19 protein-coding genes are annotated in these 20,319 nt (G+C 70.3%); 8 read left to right on the forward strand and 11 right to left on the reverse strand.

Annotation, left to right across the window (positions count from 1 at the left end; genetic code table 11):
• Positions 1-11: 11 nt before the first annotated feature.
• The 5 genes from FHR78_RS10670 to dnaA form a co-directional block, all read right to left on the reverse strand.
• The gene (locus tag FHR78_RS10670; RefSeq protein WP_347878148.1) at positions 12-620 is read right to left on the reverse strand and encodes a DUF721 domain-containing protein; all 609 of its coding nucleotides are present in this window, start codon (positions 618-620) and stop codon (positions 12-14) included.
• Positions 617-1,789 carry a DNA replication/repair protein RecF gene (gene recF / locus FHR78_RS10675; protein WP_166760452.1) on the reverse strand — a complete coding sequence of 391 codons (1,173 nt, stop codon included), beginning with the start codon at positions 1,787-1,789 and terminating at the stop codon, positions 617-619. The genes FHR78_RS10670 and recF overlap by 4 nt, the downstream gene beginning before the upstream one ends.
• A 15-nt stretch (positions 1,790-1,804) precedes the next feature.
• Positions 1,805-2,689: a phosphogluconate dehydrogenase (NAD(+)-dependent, decarboxylating) gene (gene gnd / locus FHR78_RS10680; RefSeq protein ID WP_166760453.1), complete on the reverse strand. Its 885-nt coding sequence runs from the start codon at positions 2,687-2,689 to the stop codon at positions 1,805-1,807.
• 56 nt (positions 2,690-2,745) lie between these two features.
• A complete protein-coding gene (gene dnaN / locus FHR78_RS10685) occupies positions 2,746-3,894 on the reverse strand; it encodes a DNA polymerase III subunit beta (RefSeq protein ID WP_166760454.1) in 1,149 nt (382 codons plus the stop codon).
• Positions 3,895-4,386: 492 nt separating this feature from the next.
• Entirely contained in the window at positions 4,387-5,802 is a 1,416-nt protein-coding gene (gene dnaA, locus FHR78_RS10690; protein WP_166760455.1) for a chromosomal replication initiator protein DnaA, read from the reverse strand.
• Between the two features lie 309 nt (positions 5,803-6,111).
• On the opposite strand from dnaA, the gene rpmH reads away from it, so the two are divergent.
• The 8 genes from rpmH to FHR78_RS10730 all read left to right on the forward strand — a co-directional run bounded on the left by rpmH (position 6,112) and on the right by FHR78_RS10730 (position 11,651).
• Positions 6,112-6,249 (forward strand): 50S ribosomal protein L34, encoded by a 138-nt coding sequence (rpmH, locus tag FHR78_RS10695; protein ID WP_123356527.1) that lies wholly within the window; start codon positions 6,112-6,114, stop codon positions 6,247-6,249.
• Positions 6,250-6,257: 8 nt separating this feature from the next.
• A complete protein-coding gene (rnpA, locus tag FHR78_RS10700; protein WP_166760456.1) occupies positions 6,258-6,593 on the forward strand; it encodes a ribonuclease P protein component in 336 nt (111 codons plus the stop codon).
• Entirely contained in the window at positions 6,590-6,952 is a 363-nt protein-coding gene (yidD, locus tag FHR78_RS10705; protein WP_166760457.1) for a membrane protein insertion efficiency factor YidD, read from the forward strand. Before rnpA ends, yidD begins: the two co-directional genes overlap by 4 nt.
• Positions 6,953-6,962: 10 nt before the next feature.
• On the forward strand, positions 6,963-7,925 hold the full coding sequence (yidC, locus tag FHR78_RS10710) for a membrane protein insertase YidC (protein ID WP_166760458.1): 963 nt from the start codon (positions 6,963-6,965) through the stop codon (positions 7,923-7,925).
• 85 nt (positions 7,926-8,010) lie between these two features.
• The gene (locus FHR78_RS10715) at positions 8,011-8,610 is read left to right on the forward strand and encodes a protein jag (RefSeq protein ID WP_166760459.1); all 600 of its coding nucleotides are present in this window, start codon (positions 8,011-8,013) and stop codon (positions 8,608-8,610) included.
• Positions 8,611-8,618: 8 nt separating this feature from the next.
• Positions 8,619-9,269, forward strand: a complete 651-nt coding sequence (gene rsmG / locus FHR78_RS10720; protein WP_347878149.1) for a 16S rRNA (guanine(527)-N(7))-methyltransferase RsmG — start codon at positions 8,619-8,621, stop codon at positions 9,267-9,269.
• Positions 9,270-9,789: 520 nt separating this feature from the next.
• Positions 9,790-10,692 (forward strand): AAA family ATPase, encoded by a 903-nt coding sequence (locus tag FHR78_RS10725; RefSeq protein ID WP_166760460.1) that lies wholly within the window; start codon positions 9,790-9,792, stop codon positions 10,690-10,692.
• Entirely contained in the window at positions 10,692-11,651 is a 960-nt protein-coding gene (locus FHR78_RS10730) for a ParB/RepB/Spo0J family partition protein (RefSeq protein WP_166760461.1), read from the forward strand. Before FHR78_RS10725 ends, FHR78_RS10730 begins: the two co-directional genes overlap by 1 nt.
• Before the next feature lie 588 nt (positions 11,652-12,239).
• Here the strand turns inward: FHR78_RS10730 and FHR78_RS10735 are convergent.
• From FHR78_RS10735 to FHR78_RS10760, 6 genes are all read right to left on the reverse strand, one after another.
• Positions 12,240-13,199, reverse strand: coding sequence for a D-alanine--D-alanine ligase family protein (locus FHR78_RS10735; protein WP_166760462.1), 960 nt, complete (start codon positions 13,197-13,199; stop codon positions 12,240-12,242).
• Positions 13,200-13,265: 66 nt separating this feature from the next.
• On the reverse strand, positions 13,266-14,573 hold the full coding sequence (locus tag FHR78_RS10740) for a PLP-dependent aminotransferase family protein (RefSeq protein WP_166760463.1): 1,308 nt from the start codon (positions 14,571-14,573) through the stop codon (positions 13,266-13,268).
• 123 nt (positions 14,574-14,696) lie between these two features.
• Positions 14,697-15,023 (reverse strand): thioredoxin, encoded by a 327-nt coding sequence (trxA, locus tag FHR78_RS10745; protein ID WP_166760464.1) that lies wholly within the window; start codon positions 15,021-15,023, stop codon positions 14,697-14,699.
• A 71-nt stretch (positions 15,024-15,094) separates the two neighbouring features.
• Complete coding sequence (trxB, locus tag FHR78_RS10750; protein ID WP_166760465.1) at positions 15,095-16,102, reverse strand: thioredoxin-disulfide reductase; 1,008 nt, start codon at positions 16,100-16,102, stop codon at positions 15,095-15,097.
• Between the two features lie 206 nt (positions 16,103-16,308).
• Positions 16,309-17,982, reverse strand: a complete 1,674-nt coding sequence (murJ, locus tag FHR78_RS10755) for a murein biosynthesis integral membrane protein MurJ (protein ID WP_347878150.1) — start codon at positions 17,980-17,982, stop codon at positions 16,309-16,311.
• Entirely contained in the window at positions 17,979-20,300 is a 2,322-nt protein-coding gene (locus FHR78_RS10760) for a DUF6049 family protein (RefSeq protein ID WP_166760466.1), read from the reverse strand. The genes murJ and FHR78_RS10760 overlap by 4 nt, the downstream gene beginning before the upstream one ends.
• Between the last annotated feature and the right edge of the window lie 19 nt (positions 20,301-20,319).

The raw sequence follows: 20,319 nt of genomic DNA on the forward strand, positions 1-20,319 counted from the left end.
ATTCACTCTCCCTAGCCGTAGGTATCGCGAGGACCACGCCCTGGGACCGATCTGGGGCCGCGTTTCCAGGACGGGGCGTTGGGTGCCAGGAAACGCACCGACTGGATGCCGGCGTCGGGGTAGCGCTGCACGATCGTCGTCGTGACGGTGCCGCGCATGAGGCGCAGCTGCGTCGCCCAGGCCGTCGAGTCGCACTGCACCGTCAGGGTGCCGTCGTCGATCGAGACCGGGTGCGAGTGCGCCGACAGCTCGTCGCCGACCATGTCGGGCCACGCCGTCATGAGGTCGGACTGGGCGAGGGGCGAGTTCCAGCCCATCTCGGACGTCACGCCGGCGAGCACGTCGGCGATGCCGCGCGGCTCGCGTCCCGTGCCGAAGGGCTGGCTCGGCGAGCCGAGCTTGATCGCCTTGCGGCGCCGCCCGTCGCGCGACCGCCCGTTCGGGTCGCCGAAGACACGTCGGAACCGCAGGTAGACCCGCTGTGCCTCGTCGTCGGGCAGGGGCTCAGGAGGCGCGGGCGCGGCCGGGGGGACCGCGGACGTCCGCGGTCCGGTCGCCTGGTCGCGCGCCTCCTCGTCCTGCGGCCGGTCGCCGTCGCCCGCGCCGACGCCGTCGCTCACGCGGGCGCCGTCTCGTCGTCGACGATGGTGCCCGCCGAGATGCGGACGGTGTGGGCGGCGAGGCGCGGTGGTACGTCCTCCTCGACCGCGGCCGTGATGAGCACCTGCTCGTAGTCGGCGACCGCGTCGGCGAGACGTTCGCGGCGCGAGCCGTCGAGCTCGGCGAACACGTCGTCGAGCACGATCACCGGGTCGCCGGTGCTCGCGCCCGCCCGCACCACGGCCGCCGACGCGAGCTTGAGGGCGAGGGCGAACGACCACGACTCGCCGTGGCTCGCGTAGCCCCGGGCCGGCAGCCCGTTCAGCGAGAGGAACAGGTCGTCCCGGTGCGGGCCCACGAGGGTGAGGCCGCGCTCGAGCTCGCTCGGACGCACCCGGGCGAGCGCTCCGCGGAACACGTCGGCCACCTCTGCCGGCTCGACCTGCTCGGTCGGAGCCTCGGGTGCCGGTGCGTCGTCGTCGACCGACGCGCCCCGGATGCTCAGCACCGTCGAGAGCCGCGCGGCGTGGTCCTCGCCCGCGACGGCGGCGTACGCCCACGCGACCTCGGGGGCGAGGTCGGCGACGAGACGCTCACGGGCGACGACGATCTCGGTGCCCAGGGCCACGAGGCGCTCGTCCCAGATGTCGAGGGTGCCGAGTTGGCCGGCCTTGACCCCGGAGGCGCGGGCCGATTTGAGGAGCGTGTTCCGCTGCCGGAGCACCCGGTCGTAGTCGGCCTGGACGCCGGCGAAGCGCGGCGCCCGGGTCACGAGCAACTCGTCGAGGAACCGCCGCCGGCCCGACGGCTCGCCCCGGACGAGCGCCAGGTCCTCGGGAGCGAAGAGGACGCTGGTGAAGTACCGCGGCAGCTCGCGCGGCTTGATGGCGCTGCGGTTGACCTGGGCGCGGTTCGCGCCCGACCGGTTTATCTGCACCTCGGCGAGCAGCTCGCGGCCGTCGGCCTCGAGGCGCGCCCGGACGATCGCCGAGTCGGTGCCCTGCCGGATCATCGCTGCGTCGGACGAGACGCGGTGCGACCCGAGGGTCGCGAGGTAGCCGAGCGACTCGACCAGGTTCGTCTTGCCCTGGCCGTTGCGCCCGACGAAGAGGTTGGGCCCGCGCGCGAGTGCGACTTCGGCGGAAGCGTAGTTCCGGAAGTCGGTCAGGCTGAGATGGAGTACTCGCACGCGGGCCGGAGGCGACTAGGCCTTCTTGACCGCGTGGCCGCCGAACTGGTTGCGCAGAGCGGCGACGGCCTTCATCGTGGGCGAGCCCTCGCCCTGACGCGACACGAAGCGCGCGAAGATCGACGCGCTCAGGGCCGGCATCGGGACGGCGTGGGCGATGCCCTCCTCGAGGGTCCAGCGACCCTCGCCGCTGTCCTCGACGTAGCCCGAGAGGGCGTCGAGCTTCGGGTCGGCGTCGAGCGCCAGGACCATGAGCTCGAGCAGCCAGGAACGGACGACCGTGCCGCGCTGCCACGCCTTGAAGACCGCGGGGACGTCCTCGACGAGGCCCTTGGCCTCGAGGAGCTCGTAGCCCTCGCCGTACGCCTGCATGATCGCGTACTCGATGCCGTTGTGCACCATCTTCGCGTAGTGGCCGGCGCCGACGGCGCCCGCGTGGCTGAAGCCCTCTTCGCGGGGGCCCTCGGGGCGCAGCGCGTCGAAGACGGGCATCGCGCGCTCGACGTCGGCCGCGTCGCCGCCGACCATCAGGCCGTAGCCGTTCTCGAGGCCCCACACGCCGCCGGAGACGCCGGCGTCCATGTAGCGGATGCCCTTCGAGTCGAGGAGCTTCGCGTGCACCTCGTCGTCGAGCCACTTCGAGTTGCCGCCGTCGATGACGAGGTCGCCCGGCTCGAGGACCTCGCTGAGGTCGTTGATGACCGCGTCGGTGATCTGGCCGTGCGGGACCATGACCCAGACGAGGCGGGGGGACGGCAGCGCCTGGGCGAGGGCGCCCAGGTCGGCGACGTCGGAGACGGCGGGGTTGGCGTCGTAGCCGGTCACCTCGATGCCCGCGTTGCGCAGACGAGCGCGCATGTTGTTGCCCATTTTGCCGAGACCGACGAGGCCGATGTGCATGAGGTTCCTTTGTTCTGGGGAGGCGTCGCGGGCGGCGCCTTCGTCGTGTCGCGCTGTCAGCGCAGGAGGAGGTTGGGCTGCAGCAGGTAGCGGTAGCTGTCAGCCCCCGCCTGGTCCTTGGACGACTGACTGGTGATCAGCACAGGACCGGGCTTGTTCGGGTTCTCCGTCTTCGTGAAGGAGATCCGCACGAACTCGGAGTGGACGGCTCCGAGGCCGTCGAGGAGGAACTGGGGCTTCAGCGAGACCACCGTGTCCTCTCCCGTCAACAACGCGTCGATCGACTCTGATGCCTGCGCCTGCTCACTGCCGACCGCCTCGAGGGTGAGGCCGTCGATGGTGAAGGTGAACCTGAGGGCCGCCTCGCGCTCGAGCACGAGCGAGACGCGACGGACGGACTCGACGAGCTCGGCCGTGTTGATCACGGCGTAGTTCTCGACGGTCTCGGGGAAGAGCCGCTTGACCGGGGGGAAGTTGCCCTTGATCAGCAGCGACGTGACGGTCTTGTCGCCGGCCTGGAACGCGATGAGCTCGCGGTCGTCGCTGCCGGTGATCGACACGGAGACGGTGCTCGCGCTGCCGAAGGTCTTGCCGACCTCTTGCAGGGTGCGGGCGGGGACGAGGGCCGTGGTGGTCTCGGTGCTCGCGGCGGTGCCCGGGTCGAACTCGATGCCACGGACCGCCACGCGGTACCGGTCGGTGGCGACGAGCGACAGGGCGTTCTCGGTGACCTCGAGCTGCACGCCCGTGATGACGGGGGTCACGTCGTCGCGCGAGGCCGCGACGGCGACCTGCGAGATGGCGAGCGAGAAGGCGTCGCCGGGGACGACGCCGGAGCGGTCGCCGACGGTGGGCAGCGTCGGGTACTCCTCGACGGGCATGCTCAGCAGCGAGAAGTTGGCCGAGCCGCAGCTGACCGCGATGCGGTTCTCGTCGGTCGAGAAGGTCACGGGCGCGTTGGGGAGGCGGTTGGCGATGTCCGCGAGGAGGCGGCCGCTCACGAGGATCGTGCCCGGCTCGTCGACCTCGGCCGCGATGCTCGTCTGGGCCGAGACCTCGTAGTCGAACGACGACAGCGTGAGGCCGTCGGCGTCGGCCTCGATGAGCACTCCGCTGAGGATCGGCAGGGTCGTGCGCTGCGGGAGGAGCTTCACGGCGAAGGAGACGGCATCGCTGAAGACGTCGCGGTTGACCTGGAACTTCACGCGGGGACCCCTGTTCGACTACTCGCTCGTGGATTGCCCGCCAATACTGCCACAGCGCAGAGGCGAGCGGTCCCGGGCCCCGGGACGCCGGCCGGCTGTCCACAAGGTTGTCTCTCGATCGATTTCTTGTAATCCAGGATTAACAGTCTTAACCGTTGTGCACAGTGTGGATAACCTGTTTAAAACCCCGAGGCGACAGGGAACTACACCTTTGTGACTTGTGCACGGTGTGTGGACGCGGCGGGGTGGTCAGCGGGTCGCCGACCAGGCCGACGAGGTCGTCGCTCACAGGCCGAGGCGATCCGTGAACAGCGGACCCCCGAGTTGTCCACCTCTTTCCACAACTTATCCACACTGTGGGGTGGATGGCCGTCCTCAGGTGCCTTCCACCGCCTCCTGCGGGCCCCCGGACGCACGAACGGGCGCCGACACGAGGTCGACGCCCGTCGGGCGGTCACGGCGAGGAGGCGCGGGCTGGGCGCCTCGACTCGCCTACTTGTAGCGGGTGTCCTGCTTGATCCGGCTGGTCAGCTCGGTCACCTGGTTGTAGATCGAGCGGCGCTCCTTCATGAGCTCGCTGATCTTCTTGTTGGCGTACATCACCGTCGTGTGGTCGCGGTTGCCGAACAGCTGGCCGATCTTGGGGAGGGACAGGCTGGTGAGCTCGCGGCAGAGGTACATCGCGATCTGGCGGGACGTCGCGATGGCCTGCGACCGCGACGACCCGTAGAGGTCGTCGACCGAGAGCTTGAAGTAGTCCGCGGTGTGCTGGATGATGTCGACCGGCGCGATGACGTTGTCCTCGTCGAGGGTGATGAGGTCCTTCAGCACCGTCTGCACGAGGGCCATGTCGACCGCCGTGCGGTTGAGGCTCGCGAACGCCGTCACCCGGATGAGCGTGCCCTCGAGCTCGCGGATGTTGCTCGACACCTTCGTGGCGATGAACTCGAGCACCTCGTCGCGCACCTGCAGCTTCTCGCTCTGCGCCTTCTTGCGCAGGATGGCGATCCGCGTCTCGAGGTCGGGCGCCTGCACGTCGGTGATGAGGCCCCACTCGAAGCGCGAGCGCATCCTGTCCTCGAAGCCGGTCAGGTGCTTCGGGGGCAGGTCGCTCGTGATCACGAGCTGCTTGTCGTGGTCGTGCAGCGTGTTGAAGGTGTGGAAGAACGCCTCCTGGGTCGAGTCCTTGCCCTGCAGGAACTGGATGTCGTCGATCAGGAGGATGTCGATCTCGCGGTACCGCTGCTGGAACAGGTTCGAGCGGTTGTTGGCGATCGAGTTGATGAAGTCGTTCGTGAACTCCTCGCTGCTGACGTAGCGGACGCGGATGCCCGGGTACATCGTCTCGGCGTAGTGGCCGATGGCGTGGAGGAGGTGCGTCTTGCCGAGGCCGGACGAGCCGTAGATGAAGAGGGGGTTGTAGGCCTTGGCCGGGGCCTCGGCCACGGCGACCGCCGCGGCGTGGGCGAAGCGGTTCGAGGCCCCGATGACGAAGTTGTCGAAGCTGTACTTGGGGTTGAGGCGCGAGTCGTTGCGCTTGCCGGTCGAGGGCGACTCGACCGGGGCGGGGACGAACGGCGCCTCGATGTAGTGGGCCGGCTCGGACTCCTCAGGCTGCTGCGTGAGGGTGTCGGGCGTGATGTCCGGGTTGACGGTGATCGCGAAGCTCGCGACCGAGGTGTCGCCGAGGGCCGCGATGGACTCGAGCAGCGGGGTGCGGATGCGCTGCTCGAGCATGCCGCGGGTGAGGTCGTTCGGCACCTCGAGGTAGAGGGTGCCGCCCAGGACGCCCTTCGGCTCGACCAGGCTGATGAAGCCGTGCAGCTGCGGGGTGATGCGGTCGTCCGTCGTGAGCGACGCCAGCACGGAGCGCCAGAGGTCCTGGACCGGGTCGACGGTGTTCACCACGAGAGTCTCTTCCTACCTACTTATGCACAGCTTTCTCCACCGGCTGACGATCGTCGTCGAGGCCGGGAACACTGCTCCTTCCCCGGAACTACGCGGTTGCGGAGCGGGGGCTGCCCACTTTAGTTCGTCGGGGCACGGCTGCCACAACCGAAGTTGTCAACACTGTGGAAAACTCTCCGGAGGGGCGGCGTTTGACCACAGCACGGAACCCGCGTACTTTTAATCAGTTGAATCCCAGCCGACTCGGCTGTAGAAGACTTCTCGGATCACGGCACCAGGCCAGGTCCGCATCCCCTGGAGAGAACCCCCATGAGCAAGAGAACGTTCCAGCCGAACAACCGTCGCCGCGCCAAGAAGCACGGCTTCCGTGCCCGCATGCGCACCCGTGCGGGCCGCGCCATCCTGGCCCACCGCCGCGGCAAGGGCCGCACCGAGCTCTCCGCGTAGCAGCCTCCGTGTTGGCCCGGGCCAACCGGATCGTCCGCGCAGACGACTACCGCAACACCGTGCGCCGTGGCCGCAAGTCGGGCACGGCGCACTCGGTCGTCTACGTGCGTCGTCGTGACGACGACGCGGTCCGGTTCGGCTTCATCGTGGCCAAGACCGTCGGCAACGCCGTCGCGCGGAACACCGTCCGCCGTCGGCTCAAGCACGTCTGCCACGACCTGCTCCCCGGGGTGCCCCCGGGCACCGACGTCGTCATCCGCGCACTGCCAGGCAGCCTCGACGTTCCGTGGTCTACCCTGCTCAGGGACATCTCGGGGGTCGTCGACAAGGTCGTGGGTCAGTGAACACAGCGGTGCAGTTCGTCACGTTGCTTCCGCGCAACGTGTGCGTCGTGCTGCTCCGCGCGTACCGCGCCGTGATCTCGCCGCTCTACGGCGAGGTCTGTCGGTACCACCCGTCGTGCTCGCGCTACGCGCTCGAGGCCATCCAGCAGCACGGCGTCGTGCGCGGGTCGGCCATGGGCGCCTGGCGCATCGCACGGTGCAACCCCTGGGCCGCCGGCGGCATCGACGACGTGACGCCGCCCCGGCGACAGAGACACACCACCACGGCCTTCGGCTTCGTGGTCCCTCGATCCGACGTGGTCGTGCCCGCCCCGGGCGGACCGACCCGCCTCATCGTCCAGAGCCACGGAAAGGGCTGACCCGAACACCATGGACTTCATCGGAACAATCCTCTGGCCCCTCAGGTGGGTCGTCGAGGCGATCCTCGTGGGCTTCCACAACGTGCTCACGGCCCTCGGCATGGACACGGCGGCGGGCAGCACCTGGGTCCTGTCGATCGTCGGCCTCGTGCTCGTGGTCCGTGCGGCGCTCATCCCCATCTTCGTGCGGCAGATCAAGAGCCAGCGCCGCATGATGGAGATCGCCCCCCGCCTGAAGAAGATCCAGGACAAGTACAAGGGCAAGCGCGACCAGTTCAGCCGCGAGGCGATGTCGCGCGAGACCATGGCCCTGTACAAGGACACGGGCACCAACCCGCTCAGCTCGTGCCTGCCGCTGCTGATCCAGATGCCCATCTTCTTCAGCCTCTACACGGTGCTGCACAACGCCCAGCAGGACAAGGTCGGCATCGGCCTGCTCAACCAGGCGCTCTCCACCTCGTTCGGCGAGTCCGCCCTCTTCGGTGCCCCGCTGAAGGAGACCTTCCTCGGTGCCACGACGTGGGAGGTCCGGCTCATGGCCGGCATCATGGTCGTCGTCATGACCGCGTCGCAGTTCATCACGCAGCTGCAGATCGTCTCGAAGAACATGTCGCCCGAGACCAAGGCGAGCCCCATGTTCAAGCAGCAGCGCATGCTGCTCTACTTCCTCCCCCTCGTGTTCGTCTTCTCGGGCCTGTCGTTCCCCCTCGGCGTCATGTTCTACTGGCTGACCTCGAACATCTGGACGATGGCCCAGCAGTTCCTCGTCATCCGCAACATGCCGACCCCCGGCAGCGAGGCGGCCCTCGCCCGCGAGGAGCGCCTCGCCAAGAAGGCCCAGCGCAAGGGCCTCGGCCTCGGCGACATCACCGTCACCGAGATCGAGTCGGCCCCTGCCGTGGCCAAGCCGACCCAGCGGGTCCAGCCGGTGGGCAAGAACCGCGCCAAGAAGCAGAACGGCGCCAAGAAGTGACGCTCCGCTCCCCTGGCCTGCGGCCGGGGGAGCACGCTGGGCGCCCGACGCCGAGTGACCGATCTACCCGGAAGAGACGACGAGCATGAACGACATCGACAGCACCGGCAGCGACCTGCCCGACGAGGCCACGGCCACGACCGAGGAGGCGACGGTCGCGCCCGACGCGCCGCGCACCTCCTCCGAGTCCCCCGTCGGCACCGACGACGACGCTGTCGCCGGTGCGTCCGGGTCCGACCTCGACGAGGGCGACATTGCCGCCGACTACATCGAGGAGCTCCTCGACATCTGCGACTTCGACGGCGACATCGACATCGAGGTGCGCAGCGGACGCTCGTACATCTCGGTCGACGCAAACGGCGAAGGGTCGCTGCGGGTGCTGTCGAAGCCCGACACGGTCAACGCCTTGCAGGAGCTCACGCGCATCGCCGTGCAGACCAAGACCGGCGAGTTCTCGCGCCTGATCCTCGACATCGGCGGCTCGCGCCAGACCCGTGAGGCCGAGCTCGGCGCCATGGTCGACCGCGCGGTCGAGCGCCTCGAGGAGGGGGCCGAGGCGGCCTCTCTCCCGCCCATGTCGTCCTACGAGCGCAAGCTCGTCCACGACATCGTCGCCGCCCGCGGCTTCGTCTCGGAGTCCGAGGGCGAAGGCCGCGACCGGCACACGGTCATCAAGCGCGCCTGACGCCGACCGTGAGCACGGAACAGATCGACGCGCTCGAGGCAGAGCCCGCCGTCGCGCAGCAGATCTTCGGCGACCGGCTCGACGTCGTGCGCCAGTTCACCGCCGACCTGGCCCAGCACGGCGAGGAGCTCGGCCTGATCGGGCCCCTCGAGCTGCCCCGCCTCTGGACGCGGCACGTGGTGAACTCCGGCCTCGTGGCTCCGCTGCTCACGGCCGGCGGCCGGGTCGGCGACATCGGCTCGGGCGCCGGCCTGCCCGGGCTCGTGCTCGCGGCCGCCCGCCCGGACGTCACCCTCCTGCTCATCGAGCCCATGGAGCGACGCACCGACTGGCTCCAGGCCGAGGCCGACCGGCTCGGCCTCACGAACGTCGAGGTCGTCCGCGCGCGCGCCGAGGACGTCGAGCTCGACGCGTGGCTCGACCAGGCGACGGCCCGCGCCGTGTCCGCCCTGTCGAAGCTGATCCCGCTCACGGCCCGCCTCGTCAAGACGGGCGGCGAGCTGATCCTGATGAAGGGCGCGCGCGTCGACCAGGAGATCGAGGCCGCTCGCAAGGTCATCGCCCGCACGCACCTCGTCGACGTCGAGGTGCTCGAGCTCGGCGTGGGGCTCGTCGACCCGGCCGAGACGACACGGGTGTTCCGAGCCACGCTCGACTGAACACCGCAGGAGGCGCGATCCGGCTCCACAGGAAGCGATCTGAGCGCATCGCCCCGCTTCCGTCCTCGGGGCGGCGACTTCGGCGCTCTCAGATCGGCGTACAGGCAGCTCATTACGGCCAGGTGCCTCTGATCAGCACTTACTCTGCGATAGAGCCATCTGAGAGCCGTCAGTCTGACGTGGTGCCTCGTGCGCGCGTCCGATGCCGTCGAAACCGCCTGGAGGCGCCGCGGACGGTCGCCAGCGAGGTCTGAACATGGTTATGCACATGTTGGCGGGGCTGTGCACAAGGGGTCTTCGTCGCGGCTCGGGGTACGCGTGCCACGCGTGAGATGAGCATGGTTTCACGTGAAACGGGACCCGAACCACAAGGAGGTGTGCGCCCGAGCGGGTCCCTGTGGTGGGGATGTCGGAGGGTTGAAGATAGAGTAGAGACTCGGCCTGACGGACTCTCCCGCGGTCCACACCGGTGGAACCAGAGGCCGTTTCACGTGAAACACAGCGATGCGGAGACCACCCGGTGAGTTCATTCACGGAGTACGACGACAGCACTCCCCTGGCGCGTGAACTGGCGGACCTGAGACGCCGGCGCGAGGCCCTGTCGAAGGAACCGCTGCCCGCGCCTGCCAAGACGCGCATCCTCACGGTGTCCAACCAGAAGGGGGGCGTGGGCAAGACCACCACGACCGTCAACCTGGCTGCGGCCCTGGCCCGGAGCGGCGCACGAGTGCTGGTCATCGACCTCGACCCACAGGGGAACGCGTCGACGGCCCTCGGTGTCGAGCACCGGGCCGAGACGCCGAGCGTCTACGACGTGATCGTGAACGAGGGCGACATCGCCGACGTCGTCCAGCAGAGCCCCGAGTTCCCCGACCTGTTCTGCGTGCCCGCCACCATCCACCTCGCCGGTGCGGAGATCGAGCTCGTCTCGCTCGTCGCTCGGGAGCAGCGGCTGCGGACCCAGCTCGACGCCTACCTGTCGTCGACCGAGGCCGCAGGCGAGCGGTTCGACTACGTCTTCATCGACTGCCCGCCGTCGCTGGGGCTCCTCACGATCAACGCCTTCGTCGCCGCGGGTGAGGTGCTGATCCCGATCCAGTGCGAGTACTACGCGCTCGAGGGCCTGAGCCAGTTGCTGCGCAACATCCAGCTCATCGAGAAGCACCTCAACCCGAAGCTGCAGGTGTCCAGCATCCTGCTGACCATGTACGACGGCAGGACCAACCTCGCGCAGCAGGTCGTCGCCGACGTGAGGGAGCACTTCCCTGCGGAGGCGCTCCGGACGCTCATCCCCCGGTCGGTGCGCATCAGCGAGGCACCCGGCTACGGCCAGACCGTCATCAGCTACGACACCAACTCACCCGGCTCGATCTCGTACCTCGAGGCCGCAGCAGAACTAGCACGACGAGGAGCACCCCAGTAATGGCGACCAAGAGGACCGGCCTCGGCCGCGGCATCGGAGCGCTCATCCCCGTGGCGGAAGAAGGCCAGGACAGGCCGGTCGACGTCTTCTTCCCCACCGGTCAGCAGACCGCGGACGAGCTCGTCGCCGTACCGGGCGCGCGCCTCGCGAACCTCAACCCGCTCGACGTCGTGCCCAACGCACAGCAGCCCCGGGCGGAGTTCCGCGAGGAGGAGCTCGCCGAGCTCGTCACCAGCATCCGCGAGGTCGGTGTGCTCCAGCCGATCGTCGTACGGCCCCTCCCCCGTGCTGCCGGCACGACGGGGACAGCTGCGCCCCAGTACGAGCTCGTCATGGGCGAGCGCCGACTGCGCGCCACGAAGCAGCTCGGGCTCGCGACGATCCCCGCGATCGTCAAGGACACGGCCGACGAGGCCATGTTGCGGGACGCACTGCTCGAGAACCTGCACCGTGCGGAGCTGAACCCGCTGGAGGAGGCGTCGGCCTACCAGCAGCTCCTCGCCGACTTCGGCATCACCCAGGACGAGCTGGCATCGCGCATCGGTCGCAGCCGGCCCCAGATCTCGAACACCCTGCGCCTGCTCCGCCTGCCGGCCAGCGTGCAGCGTCGGGTGGCCTCCGGCGTGCTGTCCGCCGGCCACGCACGCGCCATCCTCTCTACGGGTGACTCGCTGCTCATGGAGCGGCTCGCGGACAAGATCGTCAACGAGGACCTGTCGGTGCGGGCCGCCGAGGCTGCCGCGGCGGGGACGGCCTCGAAGCCCCGCTCGACGCGTGGGGTCGTCGGCCGTCACCAGGCCCACCTCGACGAGGTGGCCGAGAACCTGGGAGATGCACTCGAGACCAAGGTCAAGGTGAAGATGGGCGCCCGCAAGGGCTCCATCGCGATCGACTTCGCCTCGCTGCAGGACCTGAACCGCATCCTGGCAGCGCTCGGACAGGATCCGTTCTCGCAGTAGGCCGTCATTGCGGGAGGGCAGGCGTTTCACGTGAAACGCCTGCCCTCCTTCATGTCCGGGTGACCGTGGGCGTTCCCGCTCGTAGTGCGCTGGCCCTGCATGCCGCAGCACCTGCCCGCCGCAGTGCCTGCCTGTCGCTGACTCGGCCTGTCGCTGACTCGGCCTGTCGCTGACTTTGCGTGTCGCTGACTTTGCGTGTCGCTGAGCCTGTGGGCCGCCGCCCCTGCGTTCCGCCGACTTCTGCGTGCCGCTGGCCCTGCGCGCCGCCCTTCCGTCCCGCCGGCCCTGCCTCCCGCCGGCTCTGCACGCCGCCCCTGCGGGCTGGCCCCAGATGCAAAAACGACTCGGGGGTGCGTCGCGCTTGTCGAGACTGACAGCTGGCCAACCCCTTGTCGGAGAGGCAGGGTTTCACGTGAAACGCATGTTGCCCTGGATTGCTGACACGATCACCGGGATGCTCGCTCCTGTCGATCAGGGGCAACACCGACCTACGGTCCGCTCAATGGCTAGAGAACGTCCGGTCCTGGTCAGGACGGTTTTCACTGGCTCCAGACCACTGAAGACATGGCCCGTTTCACGTGGAACATCTCAGCGGTGGTCGCGCACGGCCTTCTCTGCGAGGGCGGCGTAGACCATGCCCAGCTCGAAGCCAGCGGCGTCGAGGGCCATGGGGACGAGCGAGGTCTCGGTGAGCCCGGGGAGCACGTTCACCTCGAGGAACCACGGGGTGCCCGCCGCGTCGACGATGAGGTCGACCCGGGAGAGGTGGCGGAGGCCGAGCGCCCGGTGGACCGTGACCGCGGTCTCGGCCACCGCCTCCTGCGCCCCTGCCCCGAGCCGGGCCGGCGTGAAGAACGTCGTCTCGCCGGCGTTGTAGCGGGCCTCGAAGCCGTAGAAGCCGCTGCGGGGCACGATCTCGACGGCAGGGAGCGCCGAGGGGCCGTCACCGGTGTCGATGACGCCGACCGCCACCTCGGTGCCGGTGATCTTCTGCTCGACGATGACGTCGTCGCAGTACGTGTACGCGTCGACCATGGCCCGGGGCAGCTGGTCGACGGACTCGACCACGGTGACGCCCTGCGCGGAGCCGCCACGGGCCGGCTTCACGACGACGGGCACGGGGTGCTCGTCGGCGATGGCGGCGAGCACGCCGGCGGCGCCGAGCTCACGGAAGGCGTCGTGCGAGAGCGTGATGCCGCGCGGGGTGCGGACGCCGGCGCGGTGGGCCAGCTCCTTGGCCGTGGGCTTGTCCCAGGCGAGGCGGGCCGCTGCCGCGCTGCTGCCGACGAAGGGGATGTCGAGTGCCTCGAGCAGGCCCCTCAGCGCGCCGTCCTCGCCGCTGGCGCCGTGCAGGGCCGGCCACACCACGTCGGGGCGGGTGGCGGTGAGGTGCCCGAGAAGCGAGGCGTCCGGGTCGCGCAGGTCGACCTCGATGCCGTTGGCGACCAGGCTGTCGACCACGCGCCTCCCCGATCGGAGCGAGACGTCGCGTTCGTGCGAGATCCCGCCGGCCAGGACGGTGACCTTCTCCACGGCGCTGTCGGTCATCAGGTCTCTCTCTCGGGGCAGGGCACGACGCCGGTCGGTGTCGTGCGGAACAGGAAGAAGTGCTGGTCAGCTGAGGTTCGGGGGCGGCATCGACACGCCGGTGCGTACCGAGCGGGACGACCCGAGCCGTGCGCCCTGGAACGTCGACAGCAGGTCGAGCTCGCCGTTGACGACGGTGGCGAGCCGGGCGACGCCGGTGCGGATCGACTCGGACGTCGGGTAGCAGAACGAGAGGCGGATGTTCTGGCGCCCTCCCCCGTCGGCGAAGAACGCGGTGCCGGGCGTGTACGCGACGAGCTCCTTGACGGCCCGGGGCAGCATCGCCTTCGAGTCGAGCTCGTCGGGCAGGGTCACCCAGACGAAGAAGCCCCCGTCGGGGACGGTCCAGCTGAGCGAGGGCAGGTACTCGCCGAGGGCCGAGAGCATGGCGTCCCGACGCTCGCGGTAGAGGCCGCGGAACGACTCGATCTGGCCGCGCCAGTCGGCCTGGTCGAGGTACTCGGTGATGACGAACTGGCCGAACGAGTTGGGCGACAGGGTCGCCGACTCGTTGGCGAGGATGAGCTTCTCGCGGATGGCGTGCGGGGCGAGCGCCCAGCCCACGCGGAACCCGGGCGCCAGGGTCTTCGAGAACGACCCGAGGTAGATGACGCCCTCGTCGTCGACCGAGCGCATCGCCTGCGGGGCCGGCTGGTCGAAGTACAGCAGCCCGTAGGGGTTGTCCTCGAGCACGAGGATGCCCGCGTCGCGGCAGATCTCGAGGATCTCGAGGCGTCGCGCCCAGGTCAGCGTGACGCCGGCCGGGTTGTGGAAGTTCGGGATCGTGTAGAGGAACTTGATGGTGCGGCCCTGTGACCGGACCGCGGCGATCGTCTCACGCAGCGCCTCCGGCACGAGGCCCTCGCCGTCGGTCGCGACGTGCGCGACGTCAGCCTGGTAGGCCTTGAAGACGCCCAGGGCGCCCACGTAGCTGGGCGACTCGGCGAGGACGACGTCGCCGGGGTTCACGAACAGGCGCGTCACGAGGTCGAGGGCCTGCTGCGAGCCCGTGGTGACGACGACGTCGTCGGCGCTGCCGCGGATGCCCTCCATCGCCATGATCTGCATGATGTGCTCGCGGATCGCGGGCGTGCCCTGCCCCGAGCCGTACTGCAGCGCCATCGCGCCGCCGTCCTGCGACATCACGCGGTCGATGGCGCCGGTGACGAGCTCACGGGGCAGGGCGGAGACGAAGGGCATTCCGCCGGCCAGGGAGACCACCTCGGGGCGGCTGGCGACGGCGAACAGGGCTCGGACCTCGGAGGCGCTGAGGCCGGCCGTGCGGTCGGCGTACGAGTCGTACCACGGGTCGAGGTTGGTGCCCTTGTCGGTCATGTGCGTCCCTGTCGGTCAGAGGTGGTGCGGTTCAGGATATGCCCGGAGCCGTCCGGAGACGGCGAGAGCCCGCCCAGCGGGTGCTGGGCGGGCTCTCGGGCGGTGCGTCGACGCGGGGTCGACCTACGCGAGGAACTCCGCCAGGTCGGCCTCGAGGGCCGGCTTCGGCTTGGCGCCGATGACGGTCTTGACGACCTCGCCGCCGCGGTAGACCTTCATGGCCGGGATCGACGTGATCTGGTACTTCATGGCGGTCTGGGGGTTGTCGTCGACGTTGAGCTTGACGATCTCGATCTTGTCCGAGTTCTCGGCCGCGATCTGGTCGAGGATCGGCGAGACGGCGCGGCACGGACCGCACCACTCGGCCCAGAAGTCGACCAGGATCGTCTTGTCGGACGTGAGGACGTCGGCCTCGAAGGACGCGTCGGTGACTGCCTTGGTGCTGCTCATGGTGGTTCCTTTCGTCAGGGGGTTCGTGGGGCGGTGGGGCGTCCGTCGAGGTCGTCGACGGACGCCGGCGGCTAGGCGGAGACGGACTCGGGGGCCACCGACTCGGCGGTGTCGATGCCCTCGGCGGCGCCCTCGGTGTTCTCGGCTAGAAAGGACTGGTCGAGGCTCGCGAGGAAGTGCTCGGCGTCGAGGGCGGCGACGACGCCCGAGCCCGCGGCGGTGGCCGCCTGGCGGTAGGTGTCGTCGACGACGTCGCCGGCGGCGAACACGCCGCGCAGGTTGGTCTTCGAGCTGCGGCCCTCGACGGCGATCGTGCCGCTCGAGGTCAGGTCGACCTGGCCGTGCACGAGGTGCACGCGGGGGTCGTTGCCGATGGCGATGAAGAGGCCGTCGAGGTCGAGGTCGCGGGTGCTGCCGTCGACGGTGTCGGTGAGCTGCACGCCCGTGGCCTTCTCGTCGCCGAGGATCGCCGTCACCTGCTTGTTGAACAGGAACTCGATCTTCGGGTTGTCGAGCGCACGCTGCTGCATGATCTTCGACGCCCGCAGCGACTCGGAGCGGTGGATCACGTAGACCTTTGAGGCGAACCGCGTCAGGAACGTCGCCTCTTCCATGGCCGAGTCGCCGCCTCCGACGACCGCGATCTCCTTCTGCTTGAAGAAGAAGCCGTCGCAGGTGGCGCACCAGCTGACGCCACGGCCGCTCAGGCGCTCCTCGTCGGGGAGGCCGAGCTTGCGGTAGGCGCTGCCCGTCGCGAAGATCACGCTGACGGCCTCCTCGACGGCGCCGCTGCCGAGGGTGACCTTCTTCACGTCGCCGGTGAGGTCGACGCTCGTGACGTCGTCGAGCAGCACCTCGGCGCCGAACTTCTCGGCCTGCTCCTGCAGCTTGAACATGAGCTCGGGGCCCTGGATGCCGTCGGGGAACCCGGGGAAGTTCTCGACCTCGGTGGTCTTCATGAGCTCGCCGCCCGCCTCGACCGAGCTCGCCACGATGAGCGGCTCGAGACCGGCGCGCGCCGCGTAGATGCCCGCCGTGTAGCCGGCGGGGCCGGAGCCGATGATGATGATCTGGCGCATGGGCACCTTCCTCAGTGACGTTCGTGGATGACGGGAGAGGACGGCAGGCTGTCTGCCCGCCTCGCCCTCGCTCGACCGTCTGGTGGAACACATCCTAGGGTCGGCGCATTCCGCCGGTCCGGGGCTCGCAGGCCCCGCTCAGCGAGGCGGGACGCAGGAGGCGGCAGGCAGGACGCAGGAGGCGGGCGGCCGACGGGCGGACGCGCTCAGCGACGCAGGAGGCGGGCGGCCAGCGGGCGGACGCGCCGCAGCACCGGGGCGGTCAGCTCGGTCAGCTCGGGCAGGCGGATCAGCGCGAGCAGGCCGAAGTACACGACCGCCATGACGAACGCGGCCACGACGACCGTGGAGAGTCCGGCGATGCGGCCCGACTGCGCGAAGCCGTCGGGGCTGAAACCGCCCATGCCGGCGACGACGAAGAGCCCCACGACGCCGGCCAGCACGGCGAAGAAGGCGAACTGCAGGTAGCGGCGCAGCACCCAGCGGCCGTCGATGCCGCCGAGGCGGCGCTTCACGAGCACGAGGGCGACGATCGTCTGCGCGGAGCCGGCGATCGAGGTCGTCACGGCGATGGCCACGGCGATCGACTGGTCGGCCACGACGACCGACGCGATGAGCGTGCCGACGACGAAGATGCCCGACTGGACGATCTGCATGAAGAACGGGGTGCGCTGGTCGTGCAGCGCGAAGAACACGCGCTGCACGACGAACAGCACGCTGAAGAGGACGAGGCCGGGCATGAAGCCGAGGATGACCTGCGCCATCTGGCTCGCCCCGGTGAAGGTGCTCTCGAAGAAGCTCGCGAAGGGCCACGCGACGACGCACATCGCGACCGCCGCGAAGACCATGAACATGCCGATGGTGCGGAGCGACTGCGACAGGTCGATGCGCACCGCCGCCAGGTCGCCGCGCGAGGCGTGCCCGCTCATGCGCGTGAAGTACGCCGTCGCGATCGACACGGCCACGATGCCGTGCGGCAGCATGAACAGCAGCCACGAGTTCGCGAGCACGGCGTTGGAGGCGCCCGTGCCGCTGCCCTGCGAGGCGACGCGGCTCTGCACCAGGCCCGCGAGCTGCGTCACGAGCACCATGCCGAACAGCCAGCCGGCGGCCTTGCCGGTGGCGCCGAGGCCCACCCCGCGCCAGCGGAAGTCGGGACGGAACGAGAGGCCGGCCCGCCGCCAGAAGAGCAGCAGGAACCCGGCCTGCGCGAGCACGCCGAGGCTGGCCGTGCCCGCGAGGATCGTGATGCGGCCCGGCGTCCAGACGTCGACCACCGAGTTCTCGGCCGATCCCCCGAAGAGGACCATGAACGCGACGAGGCCGGCGATGGCGACGACGTTGTTGATGACCGGGGCCCAGGTGAACGGCCCGAAGACCTGCCGGGCGTTGAGCACCTCGCTGAGCAGCGAGTACATCGCGTAGAAGAAGATCTGCGGCAGGCACCAGTAGGCGAACGCCGTGGCCAGCGCGATCGAGTCCGAGGTGTAACCCCCCTGACCGGTCGCGTTCGCCTGCTGCGCGTAGAGCCGGACGAGGAGGGGCGCCAGCAGCGTGCCTGCCAGGCCGACCAGCGCGAACACCAGCGTGCCGAGCGTGACGACCTTGTTGATGAAGCGCTGGCCGCCGTCGTCGTCCTGCGTGGCGGCGCGCACGATCTGCGGCACGAGCACCGCGCTGAGCAGGCCGCCGGCGATCAGCGCGTAGATGTTGTTCGGCAGCTGGTTGGCGAGCGCGAACGAGTCGGCGGCACGGCTGGCGGACTGGCCGATGGCCGCCGCGAGGACGGCCGTCTTCACGAAGCCGAGCACGCGCGAGACCATCGTGCCCGAGGCGAGCAGGACGCTCGCGCGGCCGAGGCCGGCGCCCGGGGCGCTCACGAGGCCCCCCCGCGACCGGTGTAGACACCGGTCTGGCCGGTGTCCCTGCCGGAACCGGTCTGGGGGGTGTCGTCGCCCGGCTCACCCGGCGTGAGACCATCCGCGCCGCCGTCGGTGCTGTCGTCGGTGTCGTCGCCGCCGCCCGCCCGGGCGAGGCGCCGCTTGCGGAACGTCCGGTAGATGCCGCCGCCGAAGAGCAGGAGGAACCCGATCGCGAAGACCCACGTGATCGCGGTCTCCCAGCCGGCCTGCACCGAGATCGACACGGTGCCCGGGGTCGAGATGGCGACGCCGGCGGCGCTCACGAGGCTCAGCGAGACGTCGACCGTGCCGTTGGCCACGGACTGCACGGGCACGCGGACGCGCGCCTGCGAGTCGGGCGCGACGGTGACCTCGATGCGGTTCTGCTCGACCGACAGCAGCGAGTTCGACGGCTGCACGACGAGGTACACGGTGGCCGGCGACGAGGTCGAGTTCTGCACGTACAGCGGCAGCGAGGTGCGGTCGCCGAGGATCGACAGGTCGCTGCCCTGCACGATCGACACCAGGCCGGAGGTGGTGGTCGCGTCCGCGCCCGCGTCCGCGACCTCGGCGGCGAGGCCGTCGGGGTTGCTGCGCCAGGCGTTCGAGGCGAGGGCGAGGGTGCGCAGCCGGGCCGGGGCGGTCACCGTCTGCGGCTGCTCGAGGGCCGTGGAGAAGTCGGAGACGCGGCGGTCGGCGTCGACGAGGGCGCGCAGCTGGGTCACGCGGGCGGCGTCTTCAGGGGCGTCGACGACCGTGGCCGGCGTCGGGGTGCCGGCCACCGCCTCCTGCAGGCTGGTCGCCGTCGACCACGGCAGGTCGGCCAGGGCGGACAGGGTCTGCGTGGCGTAGGCGGCGTCGGCCGACCAGCCGCGGCCCAGCGTGGCCAGCAGCGTGCGCGCGTCGCTCGGCCGCTCGCGGGCGATCGTCGCGACGCTGGCGGAGAGCTCGGCCATGGCCGAGGCCCAGGAGGCGTCGTCGGAGGCGCCCACGGCCTCGACGAGCAGGTCGGAGAGGACGTCGTCGGAGACGAGGCCCGCGGTGTCGCCGAGCTGCGTCGCCGCGTTCTCGGTCGAACCCGTCGACACCTCGACGTTCGAGCTCGACAGGATCGTCGTCGTGTAGCCGGAGGCGGCGAGGACGGGCAGGTCGCCCGCGACGACCGAGTCGGCCACGGGCCAGGCGACGCCCGTGAGCGTCCAGGGCCAGCTGAGCAGGGACTCGGTGGTGGGCAGCGGGGGCGCGCTCGTCGGGTCGGAACTGCCGCCGCCCGTGCCGGGGTCTCCCCCGTCGGCCGGCGGCTGGGCCGACGACGGGTCGGAGGTGCCGGTCGCCGAGGGCTCGGGCGTGCTGCTCGGCGTCGCCTCGGCGAACAGCGTCGGGTCGACCAGGGCGTCGAACGAGACCGGGGCGGGGACGCTCGTCGCGCCTCCTTGTCGCACGCCCGCGACGTCGGCGTCGGCGTACGCCAGGGGGAAGGTCTCGAGGCCCGACCGGGACAGCTGGTCGAGCCAGTCGAGGGCCGAGGCCGGCGCCGCGGTGCCGAGCAGGCGGATGGACGCGATGATCATGGGGTCGACGGCCACGGCGGCCCGGGTGCCCTGCACGGCCCGCAGCTGGCGCGTCAGGGTGCCGTCGATCGACGTGTAGGCGGCGAGGGCGGTGGCGTCGAGCACGCCGTTCTCGGTCTCGGGCGTCGTGATCGGCACCGCGACCGCGACGCGCGTCGCCTGGAAGCTCTCGGCCGGGAACCACGCGACGCTGCTGCGCGCCTGCGCGAGCTGGTCGCCCGCGTCGTCGACGAGCCGGGCGCCGAGGGCGCGGGCGCCCCAGCCGTAGCCGTCGAGGGCCACGGACGCGGCCGGCACGGTGACCGACCCGACGGTGCGCGACTGGCCGGAGGGCACCTCGGGCACGTCGACGCGGGTCAGCGAGGCGCCGAGGAAGTCGCGGACCGACGTCGACGCGGGCGACAGCCAGCTCGCGAGCTTGCCGCGGGTCACGAACGCGTTGCGGTCGAGGTAGACCCGGGCGATCGAGGCAGGCAGGTCGTCGTCGGTCGTGTTCGTGACGACGACGTCGAGCACGAGGTCGCGACCCGGCACGAGCACGCCCGACTCGGCCGGCGCGAGCGTCAGCGTCACGGCGTCGTCGGCCACGGACGACGAGGCCGGGGCGGCGGAGGCCGAGGAGGCGCCCAGCAGGCCGCCCGCGTCGGGCCCGGCCACGGAGGGGACGCCCACGACCACGACGAACACCGCCGTCAGCGCGGCGAGGAGGGCGTGGAGTCGTCTCATAGGCAGGGTGCGGCCGGCG

Origin of the sequence: Frigoribacterium faeni, assembly GCF_011761235.1 — a bacterium.
Classification (GTDB): domain Bacteria; phylum Actinomycetota; class Actinomycetes; order Actinomycetales; family Microbacteriaceae; genus Frigoribacterium; species Frigoribacterium faeni_A.